This is a genomic window from Herbidospora sp. RD11066 (assembly GCF_054661255.1).
In genome coordinates this window covers 1-266 of record NZ_BAAGDO010000180.1, presented here as the reverse complement: position 1 = coordinate 266, position 266 = coordinate 1, and the positions used below count along the sequence as shown (strand labels likewise).

Here is a 266-nt window from a genome sequence, read left to right as displayed (position 1 = left end):
GCCCGATTTGTCAACGTCAAAGTGATCAAATTTCAACTTCACTTTGTCCAAGTCAATGCACGAGATTTGATGCTTCTTGGCCAAGTCCAGGGTCAGATCATCTCCACTGCCGGCGTGCGCCTTCGATGCCTGGAGATTGAAAATGTGATCACGGTACCAAGTCATGAACTTCCTGGAGTCAATGGGGCCGGCGACTGCTTGGCACTGGTCATAGGCGTCCTGCAACACGAACTCATTGATCTCTTCGAGGCCAAACACACGCAGCA

1 protein-coding gene is annotated in these 266 nt (G+C 51.1%); it reads right to left on the bottom strand.

Translation table 11 applies throughout. The features are described 5' to 3' along the window. Positions 1 to 266, bottom strand: a 266-nt coding sequence (locus ACYQ78_RS39695; protein WP_459806158.1) for a hypothetical protein, incomplete at both ends; no start/stop codon positions are given.